Consider the following 21,977-nt stretch of genomic DNA (forward strand, 5'->3'; position numbering starts at 1 on the left):
GGTCATGATGCTAACAAGCAGCGCGCTCTTCCACCTTTGGAAGCGGCAGGTCTTTCTCCGGAACCGCCACGATGAACTTTCATCGCTTCTTGGGTGCTCTTGGCTTCATACCGGCATCTACTTGATCGGATGCGCTGACCGGGTGGTGTACATCGGACAGAGCAATCAACTCAGCCAACGATCAGTTGACAGTCTCGGGCGAGTTTATCACAAAGTCCCAGACACATCGCTTCCCTGGTCTATGGCGTTTGCGCCCTGCGCCTATGAGGACATGGATGAGCACGAAAGCGCAGCTATTCGAGCCTATGCGCCTGAGTTCAACACTTCGATACCGAGCCTGGACAAGAGTCTTGCGCGAATGCCGGTCATTGCGGGCACCGCTCAAATCTTCGCGGAGCAAGCAACGCCGAGCATGGCCTTTTCCCCAGAATGGGCAAAGCGTCAGATTGAGGCGGTTTCGAAGAACACCACGCCACCCTGGAGAAAAAGAAAGGCGCTTCCAGCGGACGAGCTCAGCACCGTTCCCGAACAAAAGTTTGACCTTCGCGATGTGAATCCATCCGGTCGAGATTTCTTCGGTGCGTTGTCATCGCACCGGCGACGGGCCCTAAAGCACTCGGCGCCGGTGCGAAGACCGAAAAGGATCAAGACCTACGTTGAGCACAAAGGCGTCGAGATCCACATCGACGAGATAACGTCAAACAAAGTCGTTAAGCGCCAGCTATCCTTTGAGTGGATGGCAAAAAGCTACGGCAAGGTGATCGCCAGCGGAACAGAATCCGAAAAGGCAACCGCTGCCAAAAGGGCAATCGACGCTGCGGAAGAGCACCTCGCACAACCATATCGGTTCAAGATCAATCTGTGCGATGACGGTTCGGTGATTACGAGGGATCGGGGCGCAATCAGATCTCGCCTTCGCAACCAGGATTGCTGAAAAAACGCTGTTTGAGTGGGAGCTCGGCGGTCAGCTGGCCTTCACGTCGGTCGACCTCGCTAACCCTTCAGGCGTCGCACCGAGTGCGATCAAAGAAGTTGATACGCTTCTCCATGAACAGCAGGAGCGCGCGATCCGGATCGCAGACCAGCATCAGGATGACATCGTCAGGATCGGCAGAGCTCTTCTGAAGGAACGCGAGTTGTCAGCGGCAAGGCTTCGGGAGTTGCTCAATACGATCGAAAAAGGCGAAACTAAGCCGGACGACCCTTCACCACGTTAGCACAATAAGTTACACATGAGGTTGCACAGAAAGTTGCACAAAACCAAACCAGAGCCTCCTTCGAGAAAAGAAAACGCTAGCTAAATCAAATGCTTGACATAGCCACGAACAATTTAGCTCCGATCCCTACCGCCGGAGCCATAAAAAGCCCTTGGCCTCAATAGGTTGAGGACTTTTTTGATGCTCACAGCCCGTATTTTATCTTTTGCGCGCAGGTTCAATGAACTTGGCCGGCATTCTTGGAAAAATCCCGATCAAAAGAGACTGCCCTTTAGAGCGGAAATGAGCTCACGCACCAAACTCTCCTTGTTGCCCTTCTGCTCCGAAAATGAAATCTCCCACCTCGCGGATCAATTCATCGCTAATGCGAGGGGTGATCGCACACCCCAAAACTATTGCGGTGCCCCAGCCGTGTGGCGCAGGACATGAGGAGTTACGCCCTTCAGCTGTGCTCTTCTCACGGCCATTCTGAAGGCGTTGTGAATACTCTTCACGCCACCACTCTTGTATTCCACAACGGATTCCGAGTCACACATACCCTATAGGCCAGCGACAACCTGCCGAGCGTTTGGGGCGCTACGATCCGGGGCCGGGTTTTGCGGATTAACAAGCAACGCCTTGAGATTGTTGGCGTTTGGCAATTTGTCGCAGGCCTTGTTTACACTGTAACAATTACTTGGAAAAATAATTTACAGAAAATAGTTATTATTACAGTTAGATACAGATTTTTTGACAAGCTCTGTGCTATCTCCTTTTACATAGCTGTGGGTTGAGCGCTCATTTGTCATTACGACATGCCTCCCCGCTGCCATTGGTTTGAGGAGGCCGGAATGGACACGATTGATAAATCCAACGAACACAACTCAAAAAGATCGCCCGTTGCGCCGACCGACGGGCGGACGCCGCATGTAAACGCCGCGCAATACGAGTCGCTCTATCAATCGTCCGTCACTGATCCGGAGGCATTTTGGGCCAAACAGGCGGAGCGTCTGGACTGGATCAAACCGTTCACCAAGGTGAAAGACGTGAATTTCGACCTCGGCAATGTGTCGATCAAGTGGTTCGAGGATGGCGTCCTGAACGTCTCGGCCAATTGCATCGACCGGCACCTTGCGACCCGCGGCGATCAGACCGCGATCATTTGGGAACCGGACGATCCGAACGACAAAGCGCTGCACATCACCTACAAGGAACTGCACCGCAACACCTGCAAGATGGCCAATGTTCTGGAAAGCCTTGGCGTGCGCAAGGGCGACCGGGTGGTGATCTACCTGCCGATGATCCCCGAGGCCGCTTATGCGATGCTGGCTTGTGCGCGGATCGGGGCGATCCATTCGATTGTGTTCGCGGGTTTCTCGCCCGACGCGCTTGGCGCGCGGATCAATGGCTGCGACGCGAAGGTCGTCATCACGGCTGACGAAGCACCCCGTGGCGGGCGCAAGACCGCACTGAAATCGAATACCGATGCGGCCCTCCTGCATTGTAGCGACAAGGTGAAATGCCTCGTCGTGAAGCGGACCGGGGGTCAGACGACCTGGACGGACCATGACTACGACTACAACGAGCTCGCGCTTGAGGCGGACGATCATTGCGCCCCTGCCCCGATGAGTGCTGAAGACCCGCTGTTCATTCTCTATACATCCGGATCGACCGGCCAGCCGAAGGGTGTCGTTCATACTTCCGGCGGGTATCTGACCTATGCCGCAATGACGCACGAACTCGTCTTCGACTATCACGACGGCGATGTATTCTGGTGCACGGCGGATGTCGGCTGGGTCACAGGCCACAGCTATATCGTCTACGGACCGCTCGCCAATGGCGCGACGACGATCATGTTCGAAGGCGTGCCGACCTATCCCGACGCAGGCCGCTTCTGGCAAGTGTGCGAAAAGCACAAGGTCAACCAATTCTACACGGCACCGACCGCGATCCGCGCCCTGATGGCCGCGGGGGATGATCCGGTGAAGGCGTGCGACCTGTCCGACCTGAAAGTGCTGGGCACCGTGGGAGAACCGATCAACCCCGAGGCGTGGAATTGGTACAACACCGTCGTCGGCAAGGGCAAATGCCCCATCGTCGATACATGGTGGCAGACGGAAACCGGCGGGCATCTTCTGACGCCCCTGCCCTTTGCGACCCACCTAAAGCCCGGCTCTGCCCAACAGCCGTTCTTCGGGATCGTGCCCAAAGTTCTTGACCCCCAAACCGGGGAGGAGATCACATCGACCGAAGCGGAAGGCGTGCTAGTGCTCGCCGATAGCTGGCCGGGCCAGATGCGCACAGTCTGGGGCGACCATGAACGGTTCGAGAAAACCTATTTCTCCGACTACAAAGGCTACTACTTCACCGGCGACGGCTGCCGCCGGGATGCCGATGGTGACTACTGGATCACCGGGCGGGTTGACGATGTCATCAACGTGTCAGGTCACCGTATGGGCACCGCCGAAGTCGAAAGCGCGCTTGTGGCCCACGCCAAGGTCGCCGAGGCCGCTGTGGTAGGCTATCCGCACGACATCAAGGGGCAAGGCATCTACGCTTACGTCACCCTGATGAACGGCATCGAACCGAGCGATGAGCTGCGGAAAGAGCTTGAAACATGGGTCCGCACCGAAATCGGCCCGATTGCCAAGCCCGATCTACTGCAATGGGCGCCGGGGCTGCCGAAAACACGCTCTGGCAAGATCATGCGCCGCATCCTGCGCAAGATCGCTGAGGATGATTTCGCCACGCTGGGCGACACCTCAACCCTCGCGGAACCGGCAGTGGTGGACGACCTGATCGACAACCGCATGAACCGGAAGGACGCGTGATGGACGGGTCTGGAACACCGCAAGCCGCGCCTGTGCTGATCCTGCTTGGCCCTCCGGGTGCGGGTAAAGGCACGCAGGCGCGTCTGTTGGAAGAACGGTTCGGCCTCGTGCAGCTTTCCACTGGCGATTTGCTGCGCGCAGCCGTGGCCGCTGGGACGGACGCCGGGAATCAGGCGAAGGATGTGATGGACGCGGGCGGACTCGTCGGCGATGACATTGTCGTCGCAATCCTGCGCGACCGGATGGCGGAGCCTGACTGCGCCAAGGGCGTTATCCTTGACGGCTTCCCACGCACCACCGGACAGGCCGGAGCGCTGGACCGGCTGCTGACCGATAACGGTCAGGCGGTCAACGCCGCAATCTCGCTGATTGTGGACGACGTGAAGATGGTTGTGCGCATCTCGGGCCGCTTTACCTGCGGCGCGTGTGGCGAAGGCTATCACGAAGCGTTCAAGCCGCCGAAACAGGCCGACACCTGCGATGTCTGCGGCGCACGAGACATGCAGCGCCGGGCCGACGACACCCCCAAAACGGTGATGTCCCGGCTTGATGCCTACCACGCAGAAACTGCGCCGCTGCTGCGCTACTACGGCGACAAAGGCGTTCTGAAAGAGGTCGACGCGATGGGCGATATCAACGCTATCGCCCGCGACATCGCTAAGATCGCCGACCACGCCACAACCTGACCAAGAACACCCGTCGGGGCTACGGGCGCCGACGGTCCAAAGAACAACTTTTCAATGAAGGAGGAACGCCAACATGGCGGATCAATCAAAACCAACCAAAGCGGCAGAGGACGGCGCTGGCTATTGGTCAGCCAATATCCGGATCATCGTCGTCAGCCTGATTATCTGGGCGCTCGTTTCGTTCGGCTTCGGCATTTTGCTGCGGCCCATGCTGTCTGGCATTGCCGTCGGCGGCACCGATCTTGGCTTCTGGTTCGCCCAGCAAGGCTCAATCCTCGTCTTCCTCGCGCTGATCTTTTTCTACGCGTGGCGGATGAACAAGCTCGACCGTGAATACGGCGTAGAGGAGGACTGATCTGATGGACCAGTTTACACTGAACTTGCTGTTCGTGGGCGCTAGTTTCGCGCTCTACATTGGCATCGCCGTCTGGGCCCGTGCGGGCTCCACGTCGGAATTCTACGCTGCGGGTCGCGGCGTTCACCCTGTCACCAACGGCATGGCAACGGCGGCAGACTGGATGTCTGCTGCGTCGTTCATTTCGATGGCGGGCCTAATTGCCTTCACGGGCTATGACAATTCGTCGTTCCTGATGGGGTGGACGGGTGGCTACGTGCTTTTGGCGCTGCTTCTTGCCCCTTACCTGCGGAAATTCGGCAAATTTACCGTGTCTGAGTTTATCGGTGACCGTTTCTACTCCCCAACTGCACGTCTTGTCGCTGTGATCTGTCTGATCGTGGCCTCGACCACATATGTGATCGGACAGATGACAGGGGTGGGCGTGGCTTTTGGCCGGTTCCTTGAAATCTCCAACACGTCGGGCCTGCTGATCGGCGCGACCGTCGTGTTCGCCTACGCGGTGTTTGGCGGCATGAAGGGCGTGACCTATACGCAGGTTGCGCAATATGTCGTGCTGATCCTCGCCTACACGATCCCGGCTGTGTTCATCTCGCTGCAACTCACCGGCACGCCGATCCCGGCGCTTGGTCTGTTCTCTGAGACGACTGCAACCGGTGGTGAAGGCTCCGTCTACCTGCTGACGAAGCTCGACCAGATCGTCACCGAGCTTGGTTTCGCGAGCTATACTGAGGCGCATAAAGACAACCTGAACATGGTTCTGTTTACGCTGTCCCTGATGATCGGCACCGCCGGTCTGCCCCACGTCATCATGCGCTTTTTCACCGTGCCGAAGGTGTCTGACGCACGTTGGTCCGCGGGTTGGGCGCTGGTGTTTATCGCGCTGCTTTACCTGACGGCCCCGGCTGTCGGTGCGATGGCGCGCCTGAACATCACCGAACTGATGTGGCCCAATGGCACGGGTGGCGAGGCGGTTTCCGTCGAAACCATCGAAACGGCGCCGGAATACGACTGGATGCTGACTTGGCAGAAGACTGGTCTTCTCGATTGGGAAGACAAGAACGGTGACGGCAAGATTCAGTATTACAACGACGCATCCGAAGAGATGACAGCCAAGGCAGCGGAGAACGGTTGGGAAGGCAATGAGCTGACCAACTTCAACCGCGACATCCTTGTCCTGGCCAACCCCGAGATTGCCAACCTTCCGGGTTGGGTCATCGGTCTGGTCGCGGCGGGTGGCCTTGCGGCGGCGCTGTCAACGGCGGCGGGTCTGCTTCTGGCGATCTCTTCGGCGGTCAGCCATGACCTTGTGAAAGGCGCGATCAATCCGAACATCTCCGAAAAGGGCGAACTTCTGTCAGCCCGGATCGCGATGGCGGTGGCGATTGGTGTGGCGACCTGGCTGGGCCTCAATCCTCCGGGATTTGCGGCGCAAACCGTGGCCTTGGCCTTTGGTCTGGCGGCTGCGTCGATCTTCCCGGCTTTGATGATGGGTATCTTCTCGAAGCGCGTGAATAACGTCGGCGCGGTTGCGGGGATGCTGTCGGGCCTGATCTTCACGCTGGTCTACATCTTCCTGCATAAGGGCTGGTTCTTCGTTGCAGGCACCAATTCGTTCCCGGATACGGTGGACGGGTCGCTGTTCGGCATCCAGTCGACGGCCATCGGCGCGGTTGGTGCGATCATCAACTTCGCGGTTGCCTACGCGGTGTCGATGTCGACGAAAGACACCCCGCAAGAGATCAAGAACCTGGTCGAAAGCGTGCGTGTGCCTGCCGGTGCCGGTGCGGCTGTCGATCACTAAAACAGTTGGGGGCCAGCGGCATTGCGTCCGCTGGCCTCTTTCCATTTCTGCCTTTACCCTGTCGGCACTTCGGATGCCCTGATTGCGGGACCAATTGATGACCGACCCAACACTTTCCTTCCTTCCCCACCTGTCGCCCTACGACACCCTGCCTGAGCCGGTGTTTGTCGATATCGTCGCACGGCTTAAGCGTTTCGAACTGGCAGCAGGCGAAAAGGTCTATGCCTTCGACGACCGCCTCAAGGGTCTCTACATCATCGCAAGCGGTGAGGTTTCGGTTCGCGACGAAGCGGGGAACGAAGTCTCACTCCTCCAACGGGAAAACTCCTTTGCGGAACGTGGTTTGCTGAGGGATGGGCGCGCGGTCACCTCGGCACAGGCGACTAAGGACACGACCCTCCTCTGCCTGCCGCGCGATCTGTTTCACAAGTTGCGGGCGGAGCATGAACCCTTCCGCCGCTTCTTTGACCGCACCCGCGCCGATCGCACGCGAGAGGCGCAGCGGGCGTTTGATCTGACCAATGTGCGGGTTGAAACCCTAATGGTTGCAAACCCGATGACCTGCCCGCCGTCGATGACTATTCAAGACGCGGCGCGGCTCATGCGCGATAGACACATCTCTTGCCTTTGCGTTGTCGAGAACGACGCGCTCGCCGGCATCCTGACCTTGCGCGATCTGTCGAACAAGGCGCTGGCCGAGGGATTGGCGCTCGACACGCCCGTGCACGACTTGATGACAGCCAACCCGCGCACCCTGCCCCAATCGGCCATCGGCAGCGACGTGCTGCATATCATGATGGAACATCGGTTGGCGCACCTGCCCATCGTCTCGGCCGACAAACTCGTCGGGATCGTGACCCAAACCGATCTGACACGGTTTCAGGCCTCAAACACCGCCGGCCTCGTTTCCGACGCCGCACGGGCCGAAAGCGTTGACGCGCTGGCCAAAGTCACCGCGCGCATTCCACATCTGCTGGTGCAACTTGTCGCCGCCGGGAACCGCCATGATGTCGTGACCCGCATGATTACCGACATCGCCGATGTCGTGACGCGGCGACTGTTACGTTTGGCCGAGGACAGGTTCGGCCCGCCGCCCGCCCGCTACGTCTGGCTCGCCTGCGGCAGTCAGGGGCGGCAGGAACAAACCGGCGTGTCGGATCAGGACAATTGCCTTATTCTCGAGGACGGGTTGAGCCAAAACGACCTCGCCTATTTTGAACCGTTCGCGCAATTCGTCAGCGATGGTCTTGATGCCTGCGGCTACGTCTACTGCCCCGGCGACATGATGGCGACCAATCCGCGCTGGCGACAACCCCTGTCGGTTTGGCGCGACTATTTCCAGCAGTGGATCAAAAGCCCCAGCAAAGAGGCGCAGATGCTCGCCTCTGTCATGTTTGACCTGCGGCCCATCGGGGGCGATGCGTCGCTGTTCGAAGGACTTCAGACCGACACGCTTGAGGCTGCGGCGGCCAATTCGATCTTCACCGCCCATATGGCAAGCAACGCCCTGACCCACGCCACCCCGTTGGGGCTGCTTCGGGGGCTTGCCACCATTCGGTCCGGCGAGCATCGCGATACGATTGATATGAAGCTGAACGGCGTTGTGCCCGTGGTCGATCTGGGGCGGATGTATGCGCTGCAAGGCAAGCTTGATGTCGTGAACACCCGCGCCCGGGTTGAGGCCGCCATTGCAAGCGACATCATCAGCGAAAGCGGCGGGCACGACCTGCTGGACGCCTATGACCTCGTCGCGCAATCTCGGCTGGAACATCAAGCGACCCTTATCAAGCACGGCGAGGCGCCGAACAACTTCCTGCCGCCCGCGACGCTGTCGTCATTCGAACGCAGCCATTTGCGGGACGCCTTCGTGGTGATTAAAACGATGCAATCCGCGCTGATGCAAGGCCGGGGCGTCTTGGGATAGGCCGATGAAAATGGAGGAAGACATATGTTCTTCGAACTGATCGGCACCATCATTGCTGGCGCGGCTGCCGGGCTGATCGTCTGGGCGGTGAACCGGACGTTGAAGGGCCGCCTTCCGAAATGGCTGGTCCCCGTGGCCGCCGGGCTTGCGATGCTGGCAGCTACGATCACCAACGAATACAGTTGGTTTGACCGCACAAAGGCCACGATGCCCGACGGGATGATCGTCGCCCAAACGGTTGAGGAGAGCGCCTTCTACCGTCCGTGGACCTACGCGCGCCCGTTCGTGTCGCGCTTTGTCGCCGCCGACCCCGCCACCGCCCGCACCCATCCCGAACAACCGGATCAACGCATCGTTGACCTCGTGTTTTATGGTCGCTGGGCACGCACGGCTAAGGTGCCGATGCTGTTCGACTGCGCCGACACTCGGATTGCCGATATCGTTGACGGCATCGAATTCGGCGATGGCGGAGAAGTCCTGAACGCCGACTGGCGCACCGTTGACACCGACGACCCAATCCTGACCGCGGCCTGTACAGAGATGTGACATGAAAACCCTCAGCCTGCGCCTTCGCATCTTTCTGTTCTTCTGCCTGATCGGTTTTGGCGGGCTGATTATCACTGTAGGTGCGTTGTGGTTGGGGTTTCGGCAGCTTGGCGACCCGGATGCGCTGTCATCATTCGTGTCTTCCGGGCTCATCGCCGGCTTTGCGCTGCTCGCGCTCGTTACCTTCGTGTGGCGGCTGTTTGATGAAAACGTCAGCAAACCAATCGAAGGGATGGCCTCGCAACTTCGGGTTGGGGCTGCGGGTAACGCAGAAGCTAAGATTGACGCAGAGATGGCCAAATATCTTGGCGACCTCGCCCCGGCCGCGTCAGTTTTGCAGGAAAAGTTTGGCCAAGCCTCGGCGGATCATGCCGAGACCGTCTCCCAAAAAACCGCGCGACTGGAACGGCAACGCGCGCAATTGCTGCGGATCTTGTCCGACATTCCAATCGCCGTGATCGTCGCCACCCGTGACCACAAGATCGTTCTATATGACGGTCAAGCCGCCGATCTGATGGACCGCGAAGCCCCCGCCCGACTGAACTGCTCGGTCTTTGACTATCTGGATGAGGATGCGATCAGGGCGGTGCTGGCCGAGATGGAAAGCGACGCCGCCGCCCGTCGGAAAATCTCGATCAGCGGGAAATCCGGCGCTGTTTATTCCGGTCACATCCGCCTGTTCGGGATCGGTGCGGGCTATACCCTGATGCTTGAGCCGCTTGACCACGATGCCGCGCGGCCATTGGTTTACGACTTTGACCTACTTGACAAAGAACGCCCGACCGACCCGAACGATACATCCCTGCGCGATCTGACCCTTGTGGTGTTTGACAGCGAAACGACCGGGCTCGATCCGTTGAGGGATGAGGTCGTGCAACTCGGCGCGGTGCGCATCGTCAATGGCAGGATCGTTCCGGGTGAGGAGTTTGACAGCCTCGTCAATCCGGGCCGTCCGATCCCGGCGATTTCGACCAAGGTGCATCACATTACCAACGAAATGGTCACCGACGCCCCGCCCTTCACTGAGGTCTGCAAATCTTTCCACCGTTTCACCAGCGACTCCGTCATCGTCGCCCACAATGCGCCCTTCGATATGGCGTTTCTACATCGGCAAGCGGGTGTGTCGGGCGTGCAGTTCGACAATCCGATCCTTGATACGGTGCATCTGTCCGCGGTCGTGTTCGGCGGATCGGCCGAACATACGCTGGATGCGATTTGCGACCGGCTTGGGGTCGAGATTCCTGCCGACCGGCGGCACACGGCGTTAGGCGATGCCATTGCAACTGCCAAGGTCTTGGTCGCGATGCTACCCATTCTTGAGGCCCGCGGGCTGCAGACCTTCGGCCAAATCCGTGCCGAAGTTCGAAAGCACAGCCGTATTCTGAAGGTTCAGGAATAGCCCGGCCCTTACCCATCCCGCCCCTCATTCGTGCCGGAATCGCCCTATTTTCGGCATTGCCGGACCACAAACCCCTGCCAATCTTTCCTTACGCCTCCGACAGAGAGGTGCGCCAACAGGCCAGTTCCGGTTGATCCGGGAAAGAGAGTAGAGCATGGCAAGTCAGCATCCTCCGAAGCCGCAGGAGCCGAAAGAGCAGCCGACAAAGGAAGGCAGCGAAAAGCCGAAGCCACCTTTTCAGTTCGACGATTGGGCCGCGATCTGAAAACGCTTGCCGAGGGGCAAGGGCGACGCCATTCTGACGACGATGGCGACTCCTATATCCAGCATACGCAACCTTGGCCCGGCGATGGAAACCGCCTGTGAGCGGGCGAGTATTCACAGCGCCGAAGACATCCACGCATTAGGGGCCGACGAAACCTATCGGCGCCTGCTACAGTCTGGCAGCCGTCCGCATTTCATCGGCTACTACGTTTTGGTGATGGGATTGCAGGGCCGCCCGTGGAACGATTGCAAAGGGCGCGAGAAGGCCGATCTTCGCAAGCGATTTGATGCGATCAAGGCCGAGAGTTTCGACAAAGAGAAATCCGATTTCGAAGCGCAGCTTGACGCGATTGGCGTTATTGCAACGCCGGTGCCAAACGACTTGGATGGGCAAAAAGGGTCGAAAGTCTGAGGTGTGATGTTACGATGATTTACTTTAATTATTTTATTTAAGCAATTGATTTTGAAAGTTTATAATCTCACTAAATTCACACACATGTCGATTTTGACTACAAAATCGCCCCCTCACACCCCATATATCTTACATGGATGAGCTTACAAAAAGAGAACTAAAACGGCTTGAATCCGTGGCGCATGGGCTGGAGAACCTGTTGCCGCTGCCTGGAACGCAGATGCGGGTCGGGCTTGACGCGCTGTTCGGTCTGTTTCCCGTCGTGGGGGACGTGTTGGGCCTTGCGCCTGCGGCTTACATTATTCACCGCGCGCATCGGCTAGGGGCGCCGCGTCGGCTGGTGATCCGCATGGCGATGAACGTGATCGTTGACGCCGCCCTTGGTGCTGTGCCGGTTCTGGGTGACATCTTTGACGTTGGCTGGAAGGCCAACACGCGCAACGTATCGCTGCTGCGCGTGCATCTCGAAATGAAAACCGCCCACGCAGAAACTGCGCGGACGGCCATTCTGATCAATCCAGAAAGCGCTTAGCCGACCAGTTCGAGGCCGGAGAAGAAATAAGCAATCTCAACCGCTGCGGTTTCCTGTGCGTCGGAGCCGTGGACGGAGTTTTCGCCGATCGACAGCGCGAATTCCTTACGGATCGTGCCTTCGTCAGCTTCCGCCGGGTTGGTTGCGCCCATGACTTCGCGGTTTTTCGCAATCGCGTCTTCGCCTTCTAGAACCTGAACGACAATCGGCTCTGACGACATGAATTCGCACAGTTCGTCGTAGAACGGGCGTTCCTTGTGCACTTCGTAGAACACGCCCGCTTGCGCTTTCGTCAGGTGAATGCGCTTTTGCGCGATAACGCGCAGGCCAGCCTCTTCAAACTTGGCAACGATCTTGCCAGTCAGGTTGCGCTTGGTTGCGTCGGGTTTGATGATCGAAAATGTGCGTTGGATCGCCATGTGGTGTTTTCCTTGGTCTGTGGTTTGCGCCAGCGAAGCGCCTGCCCCGCCTGAATGGAATTTCGCCGCGCTCCTAACATGCGGTCAGGCGGTTGAAAAGCGGTGATTGACCGCGCCGCGCGTATGCTGCACACCCCGCGCATGTTGAAAATCGACCAGATCAGCTATTCCGTCGAAGGCCGACCGCTGATTGACGCGGCATCGGCCAATATTCCCACCGGCCACAAGGTTGGGCTTGTGGGGCGGAACGGCACGGGCAAAACCACCCTGTTCAACCTGATCCGGGGGGAGCTTGTGCTTGAAGGCGGCAAGATCGAACTGCCGTCCCGCGCCCGGATCGGCGGCGTCAGCCAGGAGGTGCCGTCATCTGACGTCTCGCTTCTCGACACGGTCTTGGCTGCCGACACCGAACGCGCCGAGCTTATGGCCGAGGCCGAAACAGCCACCGATCCGATCCGCATTGCTGAGGTTCAGACGCGCCTAGCGGATATCGATGCATGGTCGGCGGAGGCGCGTGCAGCCTCAATCTTGCGCGGCCTTGGATTTGACCCCGAAGAACAGTTGATGCCCTGTTCCGACTTTTCCGGCGGCTGGCGGATGCGTGTTGCCCTCGCAGCAGTGCTGTTTTCCGCCCCCGACCTGCTGCTGTTGGACGAACCTACAAACTACCTCGACCTTGAAGGGGCGATCTGGCTTGAAAACTACCTTGCACGCTATCCGCACACGGTTCTGATTATCAGCCACGACCGTGGGCTGCTGAACCGTGCGGTCGGCGCGATTCTGCATCTGGAAGACCGGAAACTAACGCTTTACCAAGGCCCATACGACACGTTTGCGGAAACCCGTGCCGCCCGGCTTGCGGCGGCGGAGTCCGAGGCCAAGCGGCAAGACGCCCGTCGCGCCCATCTGCAAAGCTACGTGGATCGTTTTCGCTACAAGGCCGACAAGGCCAAGCAGGCGCAATCCCGGCTGAAGATGATCCAGAAGATGAAGCCAATCACCCGGCCCGAGGAGGCCGCGCTAAAGGCGTTCACCTTCCCAAAGCCAGAGGAGCTTTCACCCCCGATCCTGCAGCTTGAAGGCGCATCGGTCGGCTATGGCGATACGACGGTGCTCAGCCGCCTTGATCTGCGAATCGATCAGGATGATCGGATCGCCCTTTTGGGTAAGAACGGTGAAGGAAAATCCACCCTTTCCAAACTGTTATCGGACCGCCTTCATGCGATGTCCGGGCGTGTCACCAAGACCAACAAGCTGCGGGTCGGTTATTTTGCCCAGCATCAGGTGGATGAGCTGTTCATCGACGAAACCCCGCTTGATCACATCCGCCGCTTGCGGCCCGACGAAACCCCGGCCAAGCTGCGTGCGCGGCTCGGTGGCTTTGGCATTGGGGCAGAGCAAGCGGATACGGTCGTCGGGCGGCTATCCGGCGGGCAAAAAGCGCGGCTGTCGCTGATGCTCGCCACCATCGACGCGCCGCATATGCTGATCCTTGATGAGCCGACGAACCACCTCGACATCGAAAGCCGCGAAGCGTTGGTGACGGCGCTGACCGAATATACCGGTGCGGTGATCCTTGTCAGCCACGACATGCATCTGCTGAGCATGGTCGCGGATCGGCTGTGGCTTGTGAAAGACGGAACCGTCAAACCCTATGACGACGACCTCGCCGCCTATCGCAAGATGCTGCTAAGCCGTGATGCGCCCGCGAAGACCGAAAAGCCAAAACCCGCAAAGCGCCCGACCCGCGATCGTGTGCTGACCTTGCGCGCCGAGGTGCGCAAATGCGAAGAACGGCTGACGAAGCTGAATGAGATGAGCGATAAGCTGGCCAAGAAGCTCGCCGACCCGACGATGTATGAGGGCGAACGCCTTGCCGAAGCCGAAGTCTGGCAACGCAAATATGCTGAGGTTCGCGAGGCGCTTGACCGGGCCGAGGATCTTTGGATGCGCGCGCAAGAAAGATTAGAAACCGCAGAGGGTTAGAGATGGAAGTTGCATCACTTTTGACAGCGTTCATCACGCTCTTCGTCGTGATCGACCCGCCAGGGCTGGCCCCGCTTTTCGTTGCGCTGACCCGCGGAGAGACGACGCAGCACCGCCGCGCCGTCGGCTTGCGGGCCTGTATCACGGGGGGCGCATTGCTCGCTCTGTTCGGGTTGTTCGGAGAGGCCGTGTTGGGCTTCGCCGGAATCTCCCTACCCGCCTTCCGTATCGCTGGGGGCATTCTGCTTTTCCTGACCGCCCTCGACATGCTGTTTGAACGCCGGACCAAGCGGCGGCGCGATCAATCGTCGAACGCGGATGATCCGTCGATCTTCCCGCTCGCGACACCCCTGATCGCCGGACCCGGGGCAATCGCGACGATGATCCTGCTGACCGGAGAGGCTGGTGACGACCTTGCCGCCAATATCGCGGTCTACCTGATCCTGCTCTCGCTGATCGTGCTTGTCTTCATCACGTTCCTTGCGGCAGGTCTGATCGAACGCGTGCTTGGCCCCACCGGGATCAACGTCGTGACCCGTCTGCTGGGCATGTTGCTGGCCGCGCTTTCGGTCCAATTCGTAATTGATGGCTTCATGGCTGTGATCCCGACCTGAAGCCCCTATATTGGGTGAAAGCGGCATTAACGAAGGGGAACCGATGGCCGGGGACGAAATTGGCAGGCTGATGTATCTTGTGCTGCTCGGTGCGGCAGTTCTGGCGTGGTTTATCGCGCAAAATCGCAATTCGCTTGGCAAGACGATGCAACATGCCGCTGTTTGGGGCTTGATCTTTGTCGGCGTCATCGCCGCTGTCGGGCTTTGGGGCGACATCCGCAAGGATGTGCTGCCGCAGCAAAATGTCATCGGAAACGGCGAAGTTGTCGAAGTGCCACGCGCGATTGACGGCCACTACTACCTGACATTGATGCTTGAGGGGGAGCCGGTGCGCTTTGCCGTCGACACGGGCGCGACGACAATGGTGTTGTCACCCGACGATGCGCGGAAGATCGGCCTTGATCCGAATGACCTCGCCTATCTCGGCCAAGCGCAAACGGCCAACGGAGTCGTCCGCACGGCAAAGGTGGTCTTGGACGAAGTGCGGCTTGGCAATATCACCGACCGGAACGTGGTTGCCTATGTGAATGAGGCACCGATGGACGGATCATTGCTTGGGATGAGCTATCTTGGCGAATTCGACCGGATCGAGATTACGGGCGACAACCTGATCCTGACCCGCTAACGCTCTGCCTTCTTTTCCCATCGCCCGCCGCTTTGCGCCCAGTATTCGGCGCTACATCCGGCATCCGTTAGCGCCTTCCACTGGGTCCGCGCGTTTTGCACGGCAGCATCATCGTTGCCGTCAAACAGGACGCAGCACCGCTCCATCCCATTGACCTCATCAGCGGAAATCTCCGCGCCATCTACCGTCATCAGGCACGCGGGTGTGTTCGGCAATTCCGCACGGGTGGTCAGCAGGATCGGCTGATCCGCATCGAACCCCGTTCCCGCGCAGCCATGCGGCAGGAACCCATCCTCCGGGCCAAGCCACAAACGCTGATCAAGCCATTTGCACCGGTCCTCGGACGTCGCGCGCACTGCGACGCGCCAGCCCGCCTGCCGCGCCTTGCCCAGAAGCATGGGCAACGTGACCTCAAGCGGGCTGTCCGTCAGGTGATAGAAAAACGCAGCGCCCATCAGCCCTCAAACTTGTCGCGGATCATCCGGTCGAGCGCCATGACCCCCCAGCCGGTCGCGCCCTTCGGCGCAAGCGTCGTGTCGGATTTGACGCTGGCAACCCCGGCGATGTCGAGGTGAATCCAGGGCGTGTCTTTCTTGATAAATCGTTGCAGGAATTGCGCTGCGGTGATTGATCCCGCGGCCCGTCCGCCAACGTTCTTCATATCGGCAATCCGGGACTTCAGCGCGTCGTCATAGGCTTGGCCCAGTGGCAAGCGCCACGCGCCTTCGCCTTCGGCCTTCGCGGCCTTTAGGAACGCATCGGCCAGCGCATCATCATTGGAAAACACGCCCGCGTTTTCATGACCAAGACCGATGATGATCGCACCGGTGAGCGTGGCGAGGTCGATAACCCCCGTCGGTTCAAATCGATCCTGCGCATACCAAAGCACATCCGCAAGGACGAGCCGCCCTTCGGCGTCGGTATTGATAATCTCAACCGTGTCGCCCTTCATGGACTTTACGACATCACCGGGGCGCTGCGCCTTACCGTCGGGCATGTTTTCAACCAGCCCGACAAGGCCCACAACATTCGCCTTGGCCTTGCGCAGCGCGAGCGTCCGCATAACGCCGGCAACGACACCCGCGCCGCCCATGTCCATCGTCATGTCTTCCATACCGCCTGCGGGTTTGATCGAGATGCCGCCGGTGTCAAAGACAACGCCCTTACCGACCAACGCGAATGGCTTGTCGCCTTTCTTGCCGCCGTTCCACTGCATCACGACAACCTTGGACGGGGACTCCGACCCCTGCCCGACACCCAGCAGCGTGCGCATCCCAAGCTTTTCAAGGTCCGCTTCTTCAAGGATTTCGACATCCAACCCGATTTCCTGCATCGCGGCGAGCCGCGCGGCGAAATCGTCCGTGGTTAGAACATTCGCAGGCTCATTCACAAGATCGCGGGTGAAGAACACACCTTCGGCAATTGCGGCCATCGGGGCGGCTTCGGCGGCAACCTCTTCGGGTTTGTTGGCCATGAAGGTCATCGCGGGCGCCGGATCCTTCGCATCAGACTTGTAGGCGTTGAAATCGTAGCCGCGCAGCGCGAGACCAAGGGATACGTCCGGCGCGCGGTTGAGGTTTCCGGCCAGCACTAGCAGCGGCGAGGTTCCGGCGGCTTTTGCAATCTCTGCCCCGGCCTTGCGGGCATCTTCGGTCGACGGGCGGCGATCAAGGCGGGCGACGATCAACGCTTCGGCCTTCATGCCGGCGGGCCAAGACAGTTCTTTGGTTTCGCCGAGCTTCATCTTGGCGAAACCCGGTGCGTCCGCCATCCGGGCCAGCGCCCCTTTGGTTAGACGGTTCACGCGACGTGCGGTCTGGTCCATCTTACCATCTTCGCCAAGAAAGACCGCCACGCGCCCTTCCCATTCTGCAATCGCGTCGAGGTCGGTTTCCTTGAAGTTGATTTCTCTCGGCGTGGTCATAGAACTCTCCTGAATCTGGTTGCGGCCATTGGTAGACCCTTGTTCGCGGATTGGCCAGATAGCAGTTTTCCCCGCCCGCCAAATCCGCTAGGTTGCCGAGCAATTCGGGTGTTTTGAGGAGTGCGGCAGTGGCGAGATTCGACAGATACATGCTGTCGCAACTCATGGTGCTGTTTGGCTTCTTTTCGCTTGTGCTGGTCATGGTCTATTGGGTGAACCGCGCGGTTCTTCTGTTTGACCAGTTGATCGCAGACGGCCAATCCGCCGTTGTTTTCCTTGAATTTACCGCCCTGACATTGCCGAACGTCATCCGCGTCGTACTACCGATTTCGGCCTTTGTCGCGACGGTCTACGTGACCAATCGCCTATCCTCCGAAAGTGAACTTGTCGTCATGCAGTCGACCGGGTTCAGCGGGTTTCGGCTGGCGCGGCCCGTCGTTTACTTCGGTTTGATCGTGGCGCTGCTGTTGTCCGTTCTGACGCACTTCCTTGTTCCCGCGTCGAACCGCGAATTGGCGGAGCGGCGGGATGAGATTTCCGAAGACATCGCCGCGCGGTTTCTAAGTGAGGGCAGTTTCCTTCACCCGACCGCCGGGGTCACATTCTACATCCGCGAAATCAGCCCAGCCGGAGAGTTGCGCGACATTTTCCTGTCCGACAGCCGCAGCGCGTCTGAAACCACGACCTACACCGCGAAACGGGCGCTGTTGGTCTACGACTCCGGCACGCCAAAGCTGCTGATGTTCGACGGCATGTCGCAGGCCCTGCGCGACGATGGGCGGCTGTTCACGACCAGCTTCAACGATTTCGCCTACAATATCGGCGGGCTGATACAGGACACGGGCGACCGCCCTCGCAGCCCCAGCCAGCTTTCGACGGCTGAGTTGCTGTCGATGACACCCGCCCTGCTCGAAGAAACCGGCACGACGCGCACGGCCTTTCTGAACGAGGCGAACAACCGCTTTTCGCAACCCCTGCTGGCCGTTGTAACCGCCTTGGTCGGGTTTTCCTGCCTGCTGCTTGGCGGGTTCAGCCGGTTTGGCATTTGGCGCCAGATCATCCTAGCCGTCGTGTTGCTGGTGATCCTGAAATCCATCGACAACAAGATGTCAGACCTCGCGTGGCGGGACGATTCACTCTGGGTGCTGCTTTATGTGCCGATCCTGCTTGGGGTTGTCCTGTCAGCGGCGATCCTTTGGCTGTCCGCCCACCCGACCCTGTTCAAGCGCTGGCGGAGGGCGGCTGGATGAGGCTGCATTTCTACTTCGCCCGCAAGTTCGTCTGGACATTCGCGCTCGTCTTCGGAGTGTTCCTGGGCATTCTGCTGCTGATCGACATTGCCGAACAGTTGCGCAAGTTTGACAGCAGTGAGGTCAGCCTGACCGAACTCGTCGCGCTCTCCGCGCTGAACGTCCCGGAGACACTCTATCGCATTCTGCCGCTTATCATCATCCTGTCGACCGTCGCGCTGTTTCTGGCCCTTGCGAGGTCAAGCGAGCTGGTCGTCACCCGCGCGTCGGGCCGCTCTGCGATGCGGGCCTTGATCGCGCCGGTTCTGGTGGCTTTGGCCATCGGGGTCGCAGCGGTTGCGATATTCAACCCGATCGTCGCGGCAACGTCGAAGGAATACGAGGCCCGCTCTCGTGCCTACGCGTCTGGCGACGCGAGCGTTTTGTCGGTGTCCGAAGACGGCCTATGGCTGCGCCAAGGCAGCGAGGACGGCCAGACCGTCATTCACGCACAGGAAGCGAACCTTGACGGCACCCGCCTGCGCTACGCAAGCTTCATGACCTTTGATCGCGAGGGCCTGCCGATCCGCCGGATCGAAGCGGAAACCGCCACGCTTGTCGAAGGGGCGTGGCTGCTGATCGGCGCGAAAATCTGGCCCCTCGCCGGGTCCGATAATCCAGAACGGGACTCGCAGTTTCACGCGGGCTACCGCCTGCCTTCTGACCTGACCCGTGATCAGATACGGGACAGCTTTGGCACGCCAAGCGCCATCGCGATCTGGGACTTGCCCGCCTTCATCGACCGCCTTGACCGCGCCGGATTTTCCGCCCGCAGCTATCGCGTCTGGTTTCAGATGGAGCTTGCCCTGCCGTTCATGTTGGTTTCAATGGTGTTAATTGGGGCCGGCTTCACCATGCGGCATACGCGCTTTGGTCGGACGGGGATTATGGTGTTGTCGGCGGTTCTATTGGGGTTTGGTTTGTTCTTTATCCGCAATTTCGCACAGGTTCTCGGGCAGAACGGGCAGATCCCGATCACCCTCGCCGCGTGGGCGCCCCCTGTCGCAGCAATCCTGCTGTCGCTCGGGCTATTGCTGCATATGGAGGATGGCTGATGCTGCGTGCCTTCGTCGTCTTCCTTCTGCTGACATGCGCGGCGGCCACCGCGCAGGCGCAGAACGGTGCCAGCCTGATCGCGGACAGCGTGCGGATCGACGGCACCAGCCAGCTGGTGGCCGAAGGTAATGTTGAGGTGTTCTACGAAAGCGCCCGGCTTCAGGCCCGGCGGATCACGTTTGACCGCGCCACTGGCCAGCTTCAGATCGAAGGACCGCTGACCGTGACCGAAGGCGACGGAGTGCTGCTGCTCGCCGACAGTGCGGAACTTTCCACCGATCTGCGCAACGGGATCATGCGCGGCGCACGGATGGTGCTGGACCAACAGCTTCAGCTTGCCGCCGCCGAGATAAACCGCGTCGGCGGGCGGTATACGGAGCTTTACAAGACCGTCGCGTCCTCCTGTCAGGTCTGCCCAAACAACCCCGTCCCGCTATGGCAAATCCGGTCGCGGCGGATCATCCACGATCAGGAAGAACGCCAGCTTTACTTCGAAAACGCGCAACTTCGGGTGATGGACGTTCCGATCTTCTACTTACCTCGCCTGCGCCTGCCCGATCCGACCTTACAGCGGGCGACCGGTTTTTTGATCCCGACGATCCGAAGCAACTCCCGCCTTGGGTTCGGGCTGAAGGTTCCGTATTTCATCCGGCTGGGCGATCACCGGGATCTAACGCTGACGCCGTATTTTTCCGGCTCCACCCGCACGCTGGAGCTTCGCTATCGGCAGGCGTACCGCACGGGCGACATCACGTTTGAAGGCGCGATCTCCGACGATGACATTCGGCCAAACGAAACCCGCGGCTATCTGTTTGCTGATGGGAAGTTCGACCTGCCCCGCGACTTCGAACTGACCTTTGATTTGGAGGTCGTGTCTGACGACGCCTATCTGCTTGAATACGGCTATTCCGACAAAGACCGGCTGGACAGCGAGGTGATGATCGGTCGCGCCCGCCGGGATGAGCTGATTAGGACAGAACTCGTTTATTTCAAATCGCTCCGCGATACGGAGAACAACGACACGATCCCATCCGTCCTTGGCGGCGCTTTGTATCACCGACGTTTTGAACCGGCGTTCTTTGGCGGTCAGGCCGATCTGCGGCTTGAGGGCGAAAGCCTCTACCGCCGATCAACCACCCCCGGCAACGATGGCCGTGATATGGCGAGCCTGTCCGCACAGCTTGACTGGCGCCGCGACTGGACGCTTGGCAATGGGATGGTGGCGGCGGTTCTGGGACAGCTTGATGCTGATTACTTCGCCGTCGCGCAGGGCGGTCCGGGTGAGGAGGAAGGGTTCTTCCACAGCGCCACAATCGGCACCGAACTTCGCTGGCCCATGGCCCGGTCCGGGGCAAACGGCGTATCCCACCTGCTTGAACCGGTCGTTCAAGTCCTCTGGACCGATGAAAACCTGCGCAACGTCCCGAATGAGGACAGCACGCTGTTGGAGTTTGACGAAGGCAACCTTTATTCCCTCTCGCGCTTTCCCGGCGGTGATGTGCTGGAACGCGGGCTGCGTGCCAATGTCGGCCTGACATGGACGCGCTATGATCCTAAGGGGTGGAGCATGGGGCTGACCGTTGGCCGTATCTTCCGCGCCGACGATCTGGGCCAGTTCACCGCCGGGTCCGGCCTGCCTGGCACAAGCTCTGACTGGCTGGCGGCGTTGCAACTAAAACTGCCGGGCAATATTTCGATCCTGAACCGGGCGCTGTTCGATGACAGGCTGGAATTCACCCGCAACGAAACGCGCCTTGATTGGCGCAGCGAACGGGTCGCGCTTGCGTCTTCCTACATCTGGATGGACGCCGCCCCCGCCGAAAACCGCCCTGAGACATCGGAATGGAGTCTGGACGGCGCGTTCAGGATCAACGAAAACTGGACAGGTAAGGCAGATTGGCGCTTTGATTTCATAGCGGATCGCGCCGCACGGGCCGGGATCGGGCTGGAATACGAAAACGAGTGTGTGAAAGTCGATCTTTCCCTCTCGCGTCGGTTTACAAGCTCGACTAGTGTAAGCCCAACAACGGACTTCGGTCTGACAATATCGCTGACCGGGTTTGGCACGAACGGATCGAACCGCCGCTATTCCCGCAGATGCACCGGATAAGGAAA

19 protein-coding genes are annotated in these 21,977 nt (G+C 59.5%); 16 read left to right on the forward strand and 3 right to left on the reverse strand.

All coding sequences use genetic code 11. The features are described from left to right. The first annotated feature begins 271 nt into the window (after positions 1–271). From ACEWPJ_RS09350 to ACEWPJ_RS09395, 10 genes are all read left to right on the forward strand, one after another. Positions 272–934 (forward strand): hypothetical protein, encoded by a 663-nt coding sequence (locus ACEWPJ_RS09350; protein WP_416512664.1) that lies wholly within the window; start codon positions 272–274, stop codon positions 932–934. 1,113 nt (positions 935–2,047) lie between these two features. After that, positions 2,048–4,027, forward strand: a complete 1,980-nt coding sequence (acs, locus tag ACEWPJ_RS09355) for an acetate--CoA ligase (RefSeq protein ID WP_416512666.1) — start codon at positions 2,048–2,050, stop codon at positions 4,025–4,027. Then, on the forward strand, positions 4,027–4,713 hold the full coding sequence (locus ACEWPJ_RS09360; RefSeq protein WP_416512668.1) for an adenylate kinase: 687 nt from the start codon (positions 4,027–4,029) through the stop codon (positions 4,711–4,713). The genes acs and ACEWPJ_RS09360 overlap by 1 nt, the downstream gene beginning before the upstream one ends. Before the next feature lie 73 nt (positions 4,714–4,786). Continuing rightward, the gene (locus ACEWPJ_RS09365) at positions 4,787–5,068 is read left to right on the forward strand and encodes a DUF4212 domain-containing protein (RefSeq protein ID WP_416512670.1); all 282 of its coding nucleotides are present in this window, start codon (positions 4,787–4,789) and stop codon (positions 5,066–5,068) included. Between the two features lie 4 nt (positions 5,069–5,072). Beyond that, complete coding sequence (locus tag ACEWPJ_RS09370; RefSeq protein WP_416512672.1) at positions 5,073–6,872, forward strand: sodium:solute symporter family protein; 1,800 nt, start codon at positions 5,073–5,075, stop codon at positions 6,870–6,872. A gap of 97 nt (positions 6,873–6,969) precedes the next feature. Then, positions 6,970–8,796 (forward strand): DUF294 nucleotidyltransferase-like domain-containing protein, encoded by a 1,827-nt coding sequence (locus ACEWPJ_RS09375; RefSeq protein WP_416512674.1) that lies wholly within the window; start codon positions 6,970–6,972, stop codon positions 8,794–8,796. Positions 8,797–8,820: 24 nt separating this feature from the next. After that, positions 8,821–9,342, forward strand: a complete 522-nt coding sequence (locus ACEWPJ_RS09380) for a hypothetical protein (protein WP_416512676.1) — start codon at positions 8,821–8,823, stop codon at positions 9,340–9,342. Between the two features lies 1 nt (position 9,343). Continuing rightward, complete coding sequence (locus ACEWPJ_RS09385; RefSeq protein ID WP_416512677.1) at positions 9,344–10,741, forward strand: exonuclease domain-containing protein; 1,398 nt, start codon at positions 9,344–9,346, stop codon at positions 10,739–10,741. Between the two features lie 307 nt (positions 10,742–11,048). Further along, positions 11,049–11,417, forward strand: a complete 369-nt coding sequence (locus ACEWPJ_RS09390) for a TfoX/Sxy family DNA transformation protein (protein WP_416512679.1) — start codon at positions 11,049–11,051, stop codon at positions 11,415–11,417. A gap of 133 nt (positions 11,418–11,550) precedes the next feature. Next, a complete protein-coding gene (locus ACEWPJ_RS09395) occupies positions 11,551–11,949 on the forward strand; it encodes a DUF4112 domain-containing protein (RefSeq protein WP_416512681.1) in 399 nt (132 codons plus the stop codon). On the opposite strand, the gene ndk is transcribed toward ACEWPJ_RS09395, so the two are convergent. Further along, entirely contained in the window at positions 11,946–12,368 is a 423-nt protein-coding gene (gene ndk, locus ACEWPJ_RS09400; RefSeq protein ID WP_416512683.1) for a nucleoside-diphosphate kinase, read from the reverse strand. The genes ACEWPJ_RS09395 and ndk overlap by 4 nt on opposite strands. Before the next feature lie 141 nt (positions 12,369–12,509). Here ndk and ACEWPJ_RS09405 point away from each other — a divergent pair, with 141 nt between their 5' ends. From ACEWPJ_RS09405 to ACEWPJ_RS09415, 3 genes are read left to right on the forward strand one after another with little or no spacing between them, the layout of a single operon-like run. Beyond that, on the forward strand, positions 12,510–14,354 hold the full coding sequence (locus ACEWPJ_RS09405; RefSeq protein WP_416512685.1) for an ABC-F family ATP-binding cassette domain-containing protein: 1,845 nt from the start codon (positions 12,510–12,512) through the stop codon (positions 14,352–14,354). Positions 14,355–14,356: 2 nt separating this feature from the next. Continuing rightward, complete coding sequence (locus ACEWPJ_RS09410; RefSeq protein WP_416512687.1) at positions 14,357–14,968, forward strand: MarC family protein; 612 nt, start codon at positions 14,357–14,359, stop codon at positions 14,966–14,968. 43 nt (positions 14,969–15,011) lie between these two features. After that, positions 15,012–15,593, forward strand: a complete 582-nt coding sequence (locus ACEWPJ_RS09415; protein ID WP_416512689.1) for a retropepsin-like aspartic protease family protein — start codon at positions 15,012–15,014, stop codon at positions 15,591–15,593. Here the strand turns inward: ACEWPJ_RS09415 and ACEWPJ_RS09420 are convergent. Together ACEWPJ_RS09420 and ACEWPJ_RS09425 are read right to left on the reverse strand one after the other, a co-directional pair. Then, the gene (locus ACEWPJ_RS09420; protein WP_416512691.1) at positions 15,590–16,048 is read right to left on the reverse strand and encodes a DNA polymerase III subunit chi; all 459 of its coding nucleotides are present in this window, start codon (positions 16,046–16,048) and stop codon (positions 15,590–15,592) included. The genes ACEWPJ_RS09415 and ACEWPJ_RS09420 overlap by 4 nt on opposite strands. After that, positions 16,048–17,517 carry a leucyl aminopeptidase gene (locus ACEWPJ_RS09425; protein WP_416512693.1) on the reverse strand — a complete coding sequence of 490 codons (1,470 nt, stop codon included), beginning with the start codon at positions 17,515–17,517 and terminating at the stop codon, positions 16,048–16,050. The genes ACEWPJ_RS09420 and ACEWPJ_RS09425 overlap by 1 nt, the downstream gene beginning before the upstream one ends. A 149-nt stretch (positions 17,518–17,666) precedes the next feature. On the opposite strand from ACEWPJ_RS09425, the gene lptF reads away from it, so the two are divergent. From lptF to ACEWPJ_RS09440, 3 genes are read left to right on the forward strand one after another with little or no spacing between them, the layout of a single operon-like run. Further along, positions 17,667–18,767 carry an LPS export ABC transporter permease LptF gene (lptF, locus tag ACEWPJ_RS09430; RefSeq protein WP_416512694.1) on the forward strand — a complete coding sequence of 367 codons (1,101 nt, stop codon included), beginning with the start codon at positions 17,667–17,669 and terminating at the stop codon, positions 18,765–18,767. Continuing rightward, positions 18,764–19,861 (forward strand): LPS export ABC transporter permease LptG, encoded by a 1,098-nt coding sequence (lptG, locus tag ACEWPJ_RS09435; protein WP_416512696.1) that lies wholly within the window; start codon positions 18,764–18,766, stop codon positions 19,859–19,861. The genes lptF and lptG overlap by 4 nt, the downstream gene beginning before the upstream one ends. Continuing rightward, positions 19,861–21,972 carry an LPS-assembly protein LptD gene (locus ACEWPJ_RS09440; RefSeq protein WP_416512698.1) on the forward strand — a complete coding sequence of 704 codons (2,112 nt, stop codon included), beginning with the start codon at positions 19,861–19,863 and terminating at the stop codon, positions 21,970–21,972. The genes lptG and ACEWPJ_RS09440 overlap by 1 nt, the downstream gene beginning before the upstream one ends. Positions 21,973–21,977 lie beyond the last annotated feature (5 nt).

The organism is Aliiroseovarius sp. YM-037, assembly GCF_048060095.1.
GTDB lineage: Bacteria > Pseudomonadota > Alphaproteobacteria > Rhodobacterales > Rhodobacteraceae > JBLUOA01.

Coding starts and splice junctions, on each gene's coding strand:
- ACEWPJ_RS09405 (WP_416512685.1), top strand. CDS start 12,510: ATGTTGAAAATCGACCAGATCAGCTATTCCGTCGAAGGCCGACCGCTG.
- ACEWPJ_RS09425 (WP_416512693.1), bottom strand. CDS start 17,517: ATGACCACGCCGAGAGAAATCAACTTCAAGGAAACCGACCTCGACGCG.
- ACEWPJ_RS09415 (WP_416512689.1), top strand. CDS start 15,012: ATGGCCGGGGACGAAATTGGCAGGCTGATGTATCTTGTGCTGCTCGGT.
- ACEWPJ_RS09365 (WP_416512670.1), top strand. CDS start 4,787: ATGGCGGATCAATCAAAACCAACCAAAGCGGCAGAGGACGGCGCTGGC.
- ACEWPJ_RS09390 (WP_416512679.1), top strand. CDS start 11,049: ATGGCGACTCCTATATCCAGCATACGCAACCTTGGCCCGGCGATGGAA.
- ACEWPJ_RS09385 (WP_416512677.1), top strand. CDS start 9,344: ATGAAAACCCTCAGCCTGCGCCTTCGCATCTTTCTGTTCTTCTGCCTG.
- lptF (WP_416512694.1), top strand. CDS start 17,667: ATGCTGTCGCAACTCATGGTGCTGTTTGGCTTCTTTTCGCTTGTGCTG.
- ACEWPJ_RS09360 (WP_416512668.1), top strand. CDS start 4,027: ATGGACGGGTCTGGAACACCGCAAGCCGCGCCTGTGCTGATCCTGCTT.
- ndk (WP_416512683.1), bottom strand. CDS start 12,368: ATGGCGATCCAACGCACATTTTCGATCATCAAACCCGACGCAACCAAG.
- ACEWPJ_RS09395 (WP_416512681.1), top strand. CDS start 11,551: ATGGATGAGCTTACAAAAAGAGAACTAAAACGGCTTGAATCCGTGGCG.
- acs (WP_416512666.1), top strand. CDS start 2,048: ATGGACACGATTGATAAATCCAACGAACACAACTCAAAAAGATCGCCC.
- lptG (WP_416512696.1), top strand. CDS start 18,764: ATGAGGCTGCATTTCTACTTCGCCCGCAAGTTCGTCTGGACATTCGCG.
- ACEWPJ_RS09440 (WP_416512698.1), top strand. CDS start 19,861: ATGCTGCGTGCCTTCGTCGTCTTCCTTCTGCTGACATGCGCGGCGGCC.
- ACEWPJ_RS09350 (WP_416512664.1), top strand. CDS start 272: ATGGATGAGCACGAAAGCGCAGCTATTCGAGCCTATGCGCCTGAGTTC.
- ACEWPJ_RS09410 (WP_416512687.1), top strand. CDS start 14,357: ATGGAAGTTGCATCACTTTTGACAGCGTTCATCACGCTCTTCGTCGTG.
- ACEWPJ_RS09420 (WP_416512691.1), bottom strand. CDS start 16,048: ATGGGCGCTGCGTTTTTCTATCACCTGACGGACAGCCCGCTTGAGGTC.
- ACEWPJ_RS09375 (WP_416512674.1), top strand. CDS start 6,970: ATGACCGACCCAACACTTTCCTTCCTTCCCCACCTGTCGCCCTACGAC.
- ACEWPJ_RS09370 (WP_416512672.1), top strand. CDS start 5,073: ATGGACCAGTTTACACTGAACTTGCTGTTCGTGGGCGCTAGTTTCGCG.
- ACEWPJ_RS09380 (WP_416512676.1), top strand. CDS start 8,821: ATGTTCTTCGAACTGATCGGCACCATCATTGCTGGCGCGGCTGCCGGG.